Genomic DNA, 10,393 nt, shown 5'->3' on the forward strand with positions numbered 1-10,393 from the left:
AACCGACCCGAAGGACCACAATGCAAGGAAGGACTACCCCCGCGGGTGCGGGGACGACGCTTCTTGACCTGCGCGGATGCTAGCAGTTGGGGTGTTTTTCATTGAGTAGCGTCGGAGGCTGGGGCATGGAGTTCAGAGGCGTTGTCAGTGGGTGGGCTTATGGTGCGGGTCCACTGTACGAAGGGGGCTGCGCCAGTGGGGCACATGCGGTCGATCGTCGACCTGATGCGGGCGATGGGCTGGTCGGAGGAGACCATCGCCGGGGTGTCGCGGTTATGGGGGAAGTCCGCGGCGCGTAACAGGGGGCGAACGCACCTGCTGCTCGGGCACTTGCTGGACACCGCCGCCGTGGCGGAGGTGATGTGGGACCGGTATGTGTCGGCCGCGCTACGGCGTCGTCTGGACGACGTCAGTGGCGGCCGCGGGCGGTTGTGGTTCATGTGGATCTGCGGGATTCACGACTGTGGGAAGGCATGCCCAGCCTTTCAGGCTGTGGACGAGGTGGAGGCGGCTCCGGTCAGGGCTGCGGGGTTGACGTGGGGGCGGTTGCCGGCGGACCGGCGGCAGCGGTGGCGGCATGACGTGGCGGGTGCCGCATTGCTGCGTCCGAGGCTGGTAGCGGCGTGGGGGAGCGCGGAGAGCGCGGCGTGGGTGTGGCCGTTGGTGGCCGGCCACCACGGGACGTTTCCGTCAGCCCGGGGGCTGAAGCCGCAGCACCGGGAGGTCCAGGGGCGCGGAGCTGCGTGGGAGGAGGCGCAGCGGGCGGTCGTGGATGTGTTCACCCGGGCCGTCGGGTTTGAGGATCTGGCTGATGTGCGTCCGGTGGGTGCTTTGAACAAGGCGGAGCAGCTGGCGTTGTCCGGGCTGATCGTCATGGCGGACTGGATCGCCAGTGACAGTGAGCAGTTCGCGGGGATTGCGGATGCGCGGCAGGTATCTCTTGCTGGGGCTCGGCGGCGGGCGGAGGCGGCGTGGGAGCGGCTCGGTCTGCGGGGCGGGTGGAGTGAGCTTGCCGTGCCGGAGGAGCCCTTTGCTCCCCTGACCGGGCGGCTGGGGGTCTCTCCCAGGGCCTCGCAGCGGGAGCTGGTGGAGCGGGCTTGGTCGATGCCCGTCCCGGGGTTGATGGTGGCCGAGGCCCCCATGGGGGAGGGCAAGACGAAGGCCGCGCTGGCGGCGGCCGAGGTGCTGGCGGCCCGGTTCGGGCTGGGCGGCGTCTTCGTGGCCATGCCGACGCAGGCAACGAGTGACCCGATGTATGAGCAGGTGCTGGAGTGGGTGCGGTCATTCGACCCGGACCTGGAAGCGCAGGTTGCGCTGTTGCACGGCAAGCGTCGCTTCAACCCGACGTGGCGGAGGATCTGGGAAGGCGACCGGACGGTCTCCGACGGGCAGTGTGCCGCAGAGGACGAGTGGTCCGCGGATCCGTTCGACGTTTACGGGGCGACTGAGGAGGATGCCGATTACGGTATGCCTTCCTGGTCGTCAGCCGGCAGCCCCGGGGCGCGGGAGGAGCGGGACAGCCCGGCTCGGTGGTTCCTGGGCAACAAGCGGGGGCTTTTGACGGCGTTCGCCGTCGGCACCGTTGACCATCTCCTGCATGCGGCGACCCGTACGCGGCACGTGATGCTGCGTTTCGCAGGGCTGGTCGGCAAGGTCGTGGTGGTGGACGAGGTACATGCCGCGGACGTTTACATGCGGCAGTTCCTGCTGGAGGCGTTGCGCTGGCTCGGGCAGGCCAGGGTTCCGGTGGTCCTGCTGTCGGCGACGCTTCCGCCGGCGCAGCGGCAGGCGCTCGTTGACGCGTACTTGTCGGGTGCGCTGAGTGCGGCCGATGTGTCGTGCCCGGTACCGAAGCCGGCCGGCTACCCGTGTGTCACCGTGGCCTACGCGCTGGACGGGATGGGGGTGGCGGAGTCTTCCCGGCGTGTGGTGCCGTCCTGGCGCGCGTCGGTGTCGACGCGGGTCGAGTGGCTTTCTGACATCGCCGGGGACGGGAAGGTGATCGCCTCGGTGGTGGGGAGGGAGGTGGCCGAGGGCGGTGTGGCGCTGGTGGTGGTCAACCAGGTCGACCGGGCCCAGGCCATTTATCGTGCCCTGGCGGAGGGTGGGTTCGAGGGGCGGGTGCGGCTGCTGCACGGGCGGCTTTGCTCGGCTCACCGGGCGGAGCGGACCGAGGAGTGCCTGCGGCTGCTGGGTCCGAAGGCCGGCGAGGGCCGGCCCGAGCGGATGGTGGTGATCGCGACACAACTGGCCGAGCAGTCGTTCGATGTGGACGCGGACCTGCTGATCACGGACCTCGCGCCCGTCGATCTGCTGTTGCAGCGTATCGGGCGGCTCCACCGGCACAGCGGGACTCGAAGGCCTTCCGCAGTCGCCGAGCCACGCGTCCTGGTGACCGGCGTGGTGCCCGGTGCGGGAGGGCGTCCGCGCTTCCTGCCCGCCTCGAAGAAGATCTATGGGGAGTGGCCGCTGCTGAGGGCTGCCGCCCTGGTCGCCGAGGCTGCTGGGCCATTGGGCGGGGGAGCGGCCGGCAGTGGGGTGTGGAGCATCCCTGCCGATGTGCCGGATCTGGTCGCCAGAGCCTATGGGGAGGCGGAGGTGTGCCCGCCGGAATGGGATGAGGGCGTCGCCCGGGAGGTGTGGCGTGCCCAGGAGGAGAAGCGGGAGAAGAACGCGGAGGGGTTCTTGCTGACGCGCCCCCGCGAATGGGGGGCGCCGACGTTGGAGGGGCTCCACTATGCGGGCAGCCGAGCCGCGTCCGAAGAGGATCTCGACGCTGTGGTGCGGGACGGTGAGCGGTCGGTGGAAGCGGTGATCGTCCGCCGCTCGGCCGGCGGGTGCCGGGCGGTCGACGGGACCTGGATCGGTGTGCACGGCGAGGTGGACGACGAGACTGCGGTCGACCGGCTTTTGGGGGGCACGGTGAGACTGCCGGCCCGGCTCACGGAGGCGGCGGAAGCCAAGCAGAGCGGACTTGTGCCGTTGCCGGGGTGGGCTGGTCACCCCTGGCTCCGGTATGCGCGGGCGCTGGTCCTGGAGGAGGACGGGACGGCCGTGCTGGGTGCGGACCGGGTCTCGTATGACGACGTTTTGGGACTGGTCGTCGAACGAGGTTAGACGAGGACACCGCGACCTCGAGGGGACAGTCCCCTTGCGCCAACGACTCAGAATACTGGATCAATGCTCACGTATGGGGCCTATCAGATGAAATCCATTCAATCGTGCTGTTTCGATTGAAGGTGGGATCGCCGCGTGAAAGGCTCCCAGTGAACGGCTGAACCGCTAACACCCCTGTGTGCGGCGCGAGTTGCCGTGTCTTCCTGTGTGTCTGAGAGACGCTCAATAGTTGTGGAGGGGGGGTCACCATGGGCGCGGACGGAGACATCGTCCACGACAGCTTGCTCACCGCGGTCGATACCGACGGCGCGGTGCGCACGACCGGCCTGTTAGGTGTACTGACCGGAGCGCACGAGGTGCGGCGGCTGGAGTTGCCGGTGCCAACGATGCTGCCCGCGTTGCTGCGTCAGCTGTTGTTGCCGGTGATGTGGGATGCCATCGGGGTACCCCGCACGCGGGGGGAGTGGGCGGAGCGGTTCGAACGCGGCCGGTTCTCGGATGCCGATGTGGCATGCCTGACGGACTACCTCGGCTCCCGCTACGGCGACCGTTTCCGGCTGTTCGATGACAAGCGCCCGTTCGCGCAGGTTGCGGGACTGGAGGCGCTCAACGGGGAGACGAAGTCGGCCGCGCAGCTCGTTCCGTCGATCGCGTCCGGCAACAACGTGCCACTGTTCAGCTCGCTCACCGAGGGCGACGAGCTGCTGCTGTCGGCCGGTCAGGCGCTGCTGTGGCTGCTGCACACGCAGTGCTGGGACACGGCCGCCATCAAGACCGGGGCCGTCGGTGATCCGCAGGCCAAGAACGGCAAGACGACCGGGAACCCGACCGGCCCGCTCGGCCAGCTCGGCGTGGTCGTACCGACGGGCCGGACCCTGTACGAGACGCTGATGTTGAACACGCCGTTCCTGCCCGACGGGCTGGATCCGGCGGACCGTCCCCAGTGGGCGTGGAACGAGCGCTCGTCCGGCTGGAAGTCACCGGCCGGCCCCGAGTGGTCGTCGCGCCCGGCAGGAGGGCTGCTGGACCTGCTGACGTTCCAGGCCCGCCGTATCCGGCTGGTCCCGTGTGAGACGGAGCAGGGACTGTATGTGCAGCGTGTGATCGTCTGCGCCGGCGACCGACTCGCGCAGACCCCGGAGCTCGAACCGCACACCGCCTGGTCCCACATCGCGAAGCCGAAGGCCGGTCAGCCCCAGCGGCGCCCCCGCCGCCACACCTCCGGCCGCTCGGCCTGGCAGGGCCTGAGCACACTGCTCGCCTTGGCCGTGCCCGACGAGGGAGACGGCCCCTACACCTCCGGCTTGCTCCGGCAGCTCGCCGATCTGCACGCGGAGGGATTCCTGCCCGCCGACTATCCGCTCGGTGTGGAGATCTGCGGCCTCGAATACGGCAATCAGTCCGCCGTCGTCGAGAACGCCATCGGTGACAGCCTGCCGCTCCCGGTGGCGTCCCTGCTCGCTGAGGACGACTGGCTGCGGGCCGCGATCCTGGAATGCGTCGGCCAGGCCGACCAGGCCGGTCGCGCCCTGGACAACCTGCACAGTGATCTGCGGCGGGCTTCCGGCGGTGAGCCGGTGCCGTGGGACAAGGGCCAGCACCCCTCTTCCCGGCTCCTACACGGCCTCGACGGCACGATGCGTCGGCTGCTGACCGGGCTGCGTACGGTCGGTGAGAACGACGAGCTGTTGGAGCGGGCCCAGCTCGCCTGGGAGCAGTCCGTGCGGGCGGTGGCCGTCCGGGAGGCCGAGACGCTGCTTGCCGCCGCGCCGCCGCGCGCCGTGGTGGGGCGGGTCGAGAAGAGCAACGGCAAGGAGATCGTGTACCGCAGCGGCAAAGCCGTCGGCCTCTTCCACAAGAAGCTCGCCGGGATCCTGACACGGCTGTCCGAGGACAGCTCCGGCGGTGGGGAGGCGGCGGCATGAGCGCCACTACCAGCAAAGTCGCCAACGGCTGGCGCGCCTACTTCTGGGAGGAGGCCGCCACTGACTGGCACGCCCGCGTCCGAGAGGGCCGCCCCGGGTTCTCGGAGCACACCACGCGCAAGCTGCGCGGCCTGCGCGACGGCATCAGCGGAGAGCCGGGTACCGTCCCGGCCATGCGGGACGCCCATCGGGTGCGGCTGACGGACGCCGCCCTCGAATCGGACCACCTCCCCGACTCCTACATCGCCGAGCACGCTGTGCTCACCCTCTTCGGACGGCACCAGCAGGCAGCCGCCGAACCCGCCCACCGCCCAGGCACCGGCCTGGGCAGGGCGTGCCGGGAACTGCGCCTCGCCGACACATTCTCGGACAGCGCGGTGGAGCGGCGGCTGATGGCCGCCGCCGGCGCCCAGGACCTCCACGAGCTCGTCCAGCACCTGTACCGGCTCGTTCCGCTGCTGAGGCAGGCGGGCATCGGCCTCGACTACACCCGGCTGCTGCACGACCTCACCCGCTGGGAGGGGCCGGGCCGAGGCCGCGTCCTGCGCGCCTGGGGCCTGCAGTACACCGAACCGGCCGCGGCGCGCACCGGCAGCGAGGCAGCCCCGTACTGGGCCCGTTTCACACCGGACCAGGCGGACAACGGCGCGCAGCTGGCGGCCCTGAGGTCCGGCACAGGCCGTGAGGCGGGTACCGTCCCGGCGATGTGGCCGTACTACCGGACCCGCATGCCCGCGAACTTCCGCGACACCGGGGCCCTGACCAGGGACCTGACCGCCGAGCACGTGGCGCTCACTCTTTTCGGGCGTCACCAGCAAGGCCACCGCCGGCCGATGCACGCCCCCGGCACCAGCCCCGGCACCGCCGCGCGTCTTCTCCTGGCGAAGAACGGCAGCGGAGCAGAGGCGCTGGAGCGCCGGTTCGGAGCCCTTCTCACCTCGATCGACACCGGCGAGCTGGCGATGCACCTGCGAGGGTTCGTCACCCTCCTGGCCCGCGCCGGGATCGGCCTCGACTACGACCTGGTGCGCACGGCGCTGCGCACCTGGGACGATCCCAAGCAGCCGGATGTCCAAAGCCGTCTGCGCAATGGCTGGGACCGCGACTTCCGCGTCGAGCCCAAGTCCAAGAAGTCCTGACGGCGGTGCCGGGCGGGCAAGAGGCCGTCCGGCACCGCGTCTCCCTCCCCCTGTTTCAGTTCCGCATCGCCCTGCGGCGATGCCCCGTGTCTCCAAGGAGCCCGCTGATGCCTCAGCCCACCCTGTTCGTCGAGGTCCACATCCTGCAGAGCCTGCCCCCCTCCAACACCAACCGCGACGACTCCGGCACCCCGAAGCAGGCCCTCTACGGCGGCGCCCGCCGAGCCCGCGTCTCCTCCCAAGCGTGGAAGCGGGCCACCCGCACCGAGTTCGCCAAGGCCGTCGAGCCGGCCGACCGCGCGACCAGGACCAAGCGCATCGCCGCCCTGCTCGCCGAGCGGCTCGCCCGTCCGGCCGCTGAGGGCGACACGGGGCTGGATGCCGCCCAAGCCGACCGCCTGTCCACCGCCCTGCTGGAGCCCCTGGGGATCACCAAGTCATCCAAGAAGGAGGAGCAGTCCGCCTACCTGCTCTTCTTCGGCAAGCGCCAGCTCGACGCGATCGTCAAGCTCCTCAACGGCCGCGCCGCGGAACTGGCCGCCCTGCCCGACGCGGACCTCAAGGCCGAAGTCGGCAAGCTCCCCGTGGTCGCCACCCTCACCACCGGCCACCCGGCGGAGGTCGCACTGTTCGGACGCATGGTCGCCGACCTGCCCGCCCTCAACGTGGACGCCGCCGTCCAAGTCGCCCACGCCCTGTCCACCCACGCCGTGCGCACCGAGTTCGACTACTACACCGCTGTGGACGACGAGAACACCGACGACCACGGCGCCGGCATGATCGGCACCGTCGAGTTCAACTCCTCCACCCTCTACCGCTACGCGGTCCTCGGCGTCCACCAGCTGCGCGACAACCTCAGCTCCCCAGAGGACACGCGCGAGGCGGCCGTCCGGTTCGTCGACGCCTTCACCCGCTCCATGCCCACCGGCCACCAGAACTCCTTCGCCCACCGCACCCTGCCCCACCTGGTGCTCCTCACCCTGCGTACCGACCAGCCGGTGAACCTCATCTCCGCCTACGAAGAGCCCGTCGTCGGCGTCACCGGTCTGGCCACCGAGTCCGCCGTCCGCCTGGCGGGCGAGCTGCAGTCCGTCGCCGCTACCTGGGGCACCGAACCGGTCAGGACGCTGGCCGCCTACAACGTCGAGGCCGACAAGGTCACCGAGGTGTTCGGCCCGTCCGTCGCGTTTCCGACGCTGCTCGGCTCGCTCGGCGACATGGTCGGGCAGTGGCTGGCGGACGGCGAGATCACGAAGGCCGATGCGTGATGAACGACCACGCCGTCCTCATCCTCAGACTGGCCGCCCCCTTGCAGTCCTGGGGCGGCCCCTCCCACTACAACCGGCGCGAGACCCGGCCCCAGCCCACCAAGTCCGGCATCCTCGGCCTCCTTGCCGCCGCCGAAGGCCGCACCCGCGAAGCATCGATCACCGACCTGGTCGACCTCCGGCTCGGCGTGCGCGTCGACCAGCCCGGCTCGCTCCTGCGCGACTACCACACGGCCAGCGACCCCCGCGGCCTGCCGCTGCCCTCCGCCAAAGTGAACGCCAAAGGCGTGCAGACGAAGACCAGCCCCGCCAAGTACACCAGCGTCACCCAGCGCTTCTACCTCCAAGACGCCGTCTTCGTCGCCGCGCTGCGCGGACCCGCACCTCTCCTGGAGCGCCTGGAACACGCCGTACGCCACCCCACCTATCCGCTCTGCCTCGGGCGCCGCTCCTGCCCGCCCACCGGACCGGTCAGCCTCGGCCTGCAGGCCGACGCCGACCTCCCCGACGCGCTGGCAGCCGTGCCCTGGCAGGCATCCGCCCACCGCCGCAAGCACATCCGCACGACGGAAGTACGCCTGGAGGCCACGGTCGAAGATCCCGCCGGCGACCAGGTGGCCGTCGACGTCCCCGACACCTACGCCCTCAAGACCGGCACCCTCTTCGGACGCCGGGACGTCCGACACCTATGGATCACCGTCCCCACCGGCCGGCAAGCCACAGAACCCGCCGACGGGAAAGCCTCTCCAGCCGACCCCGACCACGACCCGTTCGCTCTCCTGGGCTGGTGACCCTGATGCCCTACCTGTCGAAAATCGCCCTGAACCCCCGCCGCCGCACGGCGGTCTCCCTGCTGTCCAGCCCCCACCGCCTCCACGCGGCGGTCCTCGCCGGACTCGCCGTACAACCCGTCACTGAACGGGTCCTATGGCGGATGGAGAACAACACCCCCCACCGCGCCGAGATCCTCGTCCTCACCGAAAGCCGCCCCTCCTGGCACCACCTCGTCGACGAAGCCGGCTGGCCCGGCGCCGACGGCGCCACCCCGCTCATCGCCGACTACACCCCCCTCCTCGAGCGCATCGCCCTCGGCAAGGAGTTCGGCTTCCGCCTGACCGCCAACCCCGTCCAGACCATTCCACGCCCCACCAAACCCAGCGAACAGCAAAACGCCCGCCTCAAAGCCCACGCCCAACAGCCCGACGCCGCCGACCGCCGCCCGCGCGGCTTTCGCGTGGCCCACCGAACCGCAGCCCAGCAACTCAACTGGCTCCTCACCCGCACCGAACGCCACGGCTTCACCATCCCCGAAGCCCCCCTCGACACACCGGCTCCAGGAATCGAAGCGGACGGCCCGCTCACCGCGGGACCCGCCGTGTCGATCGTCAACCGCGACATCCTGCGCTTCACCAAGCACCAGGGCGGGCCGCGGGTCACCCTCTCCACGGCCACCTTCGAAGGGCGCCTGAGAGTCACCGACCCCGACGCGCTGCGCACGGCACTGCTGACGGGCATAGGACCGGCCAAGGGCTACGGGCAGGGGCTGCTCACCCTGGCCCCGGTGAAGGCGCAGACGGCGGTGCCCCGTGCCTGAGCCGTGGTGGCGGGCGGGCCCACAGGAGGTACACCGGCTGGAGGACCGCGTCTCCAGCCTCTACGTCGAGCGCTGCCACATCGACCGCGACGACAACGCCGTCGTCCTGGTCAACAAGGCCCGCGTCGTACACGTGCCGGCAGCCTGGCTCGCCGTCCTCCTCATCGGACCCGGAAGCCGCATCACCCACGCAGCCGTCACCCTGCTCGCCGACTCCGGCACCTCCCTGTGCTGGGTCGGCGAACACGGCGTCCGCCTCTACGCCTCCGGCCACGGCGTCGCGCGCGGCTCCCAGCTCCAACTGCGCCAGGCATGGCTGTCCACCCGCCCCAAGGAACGCGTCGCAGTCGCCCGCCGCATGTACGACATGCGCTTCCCCGGCGAAGGCACCTCCGGTCTCACCCTCCAGCAACTACGAGGACGGGAAGGCACCCGCGTACGACGGCTCTACGCCCAGCACTCCGAACGCACCGGAGTGCCCTGGACCAAGCGGGACTACAAACCCGGAGACGCCTTCGCGGCAGGCGACGACGTCAACCGGCTGCTGTCCGCCGCGAACTCCGCCCTGTACGGCATCTGCCACGCTGTCATCACCGGCATCGGTGCCAGCCCCGCCCTCGGCTTCGTCCACACCGGATCCGCCCTGTCCTTCGTCCTGGACATCGCCGACCTCTACAAGGCCGAGTTCACCATCCCCTTGGCGTTCGACCTCGCAGCCAGGGAACTGACCGCCGAACGCGACGCGCGCACGGCACTCCGCGACGCCGTGGTCCAGGGCAAGCTGCTGCCCCGGGTCGTCACGGACGTCAAGAACCTGCTGGTCCCGGAAGGCGGCAATCTGCTGGAGGAAGACCTGGCAGGGCTGTGGGACGAGGGGGAAAGCGTCGTCAGCGGTGGCCGCAACTGGGGCTCGGACCCCTTCGCCCCTGACAGTCACCTGGACATCATCCCGGATCCGGGCGGGAGCACCACCTCATGAGCGCCGCGACGACGGTCGTGGTTCTCGTCGCCGCCCCTCCCGGTCTCCGCGGCCATCTGACGCGCTGGTTCATCGAAGTCGCCCCAGGCGTCTTCGTCGGCAGTCCTAACCCACGTATCCGCGACGGGCTGTGGAAGATCCTGGCCGAACGCATCCGCGACGGGCAGGCAGTCATGATCGAACCGGCCCGAACGGAACAGGGCTGGACCACCCGCACGGCCGGCCAGGACCGCTGGACCCCCACCGACTTCGACGGACTCACCCTCATGGCCAGACCCAGAGGAAGCGCCGGGCAACCGTGGAAGGCCGCGGACCAAGTAAAGGAAAACAGCATGATCACCTAAAAGAAGCCCAGGTCAGAAAGAGTCGTC

General features: G+C 70.2%; 8 protein-coding genes. All 8 read left to right on the forward strand.

Annotated features, from left to right (window positions below):
- Window positions 1-204: 204 nt before the first annotated feature.
- The 8 genes from cas3 (at window position 205) to cas2e (ending at window position 10,366) form a co-directional block, all read left to right on the forward strand.
- Window positions 205-3,117, forward strand: coding sequence for a CRISPR-associated helicase Cas3' (gene cas3, locus IE106_RS29695; protein ID WP_189538337.1), 2,913 nt, complete (start codon window positions 205-207; stop codon window positions 3,115-3,117).
- A gap of 248 nt (window positions 3,118-3,365) precedes the next feature.
- Window positions 3,366-5,042: a type I-E CRISPR-associated protein Cse1/CasA gene (gene casA / locus IE106_RS29700; RefSeq protein WP_189538338.1), complete on the forward strand. Its 1,677-nt coding sequence runs from the start codon at window positions 3,366-3,368 to the stop codon at window positions 5,040-5,042.
- Entirely contained in the window at window positions 5,039-6,181 is a 1,143-nt protein-coding gene (casB, locus tag IE106_RS29705; protein WP_189538339.1) for a type I-E CRISPR-associated protein Cse2/CasB, read from the forward strand. Before casA ends, casB begins: the two co-directional genes overlap by 4 nt.
- Before the next feature lie 107 nt (window positions 6,182-6,288).
- Complete coding sequence (gene cas7e / locus IE106_RS29710; RefSeq protein WP_189538340.1) at window positions 6,289-7,449, forward strand: type I-E CRISPR-associated protein Cas7/Cse4/CasC; 1,161 nt, start codon at window positions 6,289-6,291, stop codon at window positions 7,447-7,449.
- On the forward strand, window positions 7,449-8,240 hold the full coding sequence (gene cas5e, locus IE106_RS29715) for a type I-E CRISPR-associated protein Cas5/CasD (RefSeq protein WP_189538341.1): 792 nt from the start codon (window positions 7,449-7,451) through the stop codon (window positions 8,238-8,240). Before cas7e ends, cas5e begins: the two co-directional genes overlap by 1 nt.
- A 5-nt stretch (window positions 8,241-8,245) precedes the next feature.
- A complete protein-coding gene (gene cas6e / locus IE106_RS29720) occupies window positions 8,246-9,043 on the forward strand; it encodes a type I-E CRISPR-associated protein Cas6/Cse3/CasE (RefSeq protein ID WP_189538346.1) in 798 nt (265 codons plus the stop codon).
- On the forward strand, window positions 9,036-10,022 hold the full coding sequence (gene cas1e, locus IE106_RS29725) for a type I-E CRISPR-associated endonuclease Cas1e (protein WP_189538342.1): 987 nt from the start codon (window positions 9,036-9,038) through the stop codon (window positions 10,020-10,022). Before cas6e ends, cas1e begins: the two co-directional genes overlap by 8 nt.
- The gene (gene cas2e / locus IE106_RS29730; protein WP_189538343.1) at window positions 10,019-10,366 is read left to right on the forward strand and encodes a type I-E CRISPR-associated endoribonuclease Cas2e; all 348 of its coding nucleotides are present in this window, start codon (window positions 10,019-10,021) and stop codon (window positions 10,364-10,366) included. The genes cas1e and cas2e overlap by 4 nt, the downstream gene beginning before the upstream one ends.
- The last annotated feature ends 27 nt before the right edge of the window (window positions 10,367-10,393 follow it).

This window comes from Streptomyces roseolilacinus, from assembly GCF_014649335.1.
Taxonomy (GTDB): Bacteria; Actinomycetota; Actinomycetes; order Streptomycetales; family Streptomycetaceae; genus Streptomyces; species Streptomyces roseolilacinus.

Excerpts from the sequence above, each read along its gene's own strand:
- cas6e (WP_189538346.1), top strand. The coding sequence starts at position 8,246 with ATGCCCTACCTGTCGAAAATCGCCCTGAACCCCCGCCGCCGCACGGCG.
- cas5e (WP_189538341.1), top strand. The coding sequence starts at position 7,449 with ATGAACGACCACGCCGTCCTCATCCTCAGACTGGCCGCCCCCTTGCAG.
- cas3 (WP_189538337.1), top strand. The coding sequence starts at position 205 with ATGCGGTCGATCGTCGACCTGATGCGGGCGATGGGCTGGTCGGAGGAG.
- casA (WP_189538338.1), top strand. The coding sequence starts at position 3,366 with ATGGGCGCGGACGGAGACATCGTCCACGACAGCTTGCTCACCGCGGTC.
- cas2e (WP_189538343.1), top strand. The coding sequence starts at position 10,019 with ATGAGCGCCGCGACGACGGTCGTGGTTCTCGTCGCCGCCCCTCCCGGT.
- cas7e (WP_189538340.1), top strand. The coding sequence starts at position 6,289 with ATGCCTCAGCCCACCCTGTTCGTCGAGGTCCACATCCTGCAGAGCCTG.
- casB (WP_189538339.1), top strand. The coding sequence starts at position 5,039 with ATGAGCGCCACTACCAGCAAAGTCGCCAACGGCTGGCGCGCCTACTTC.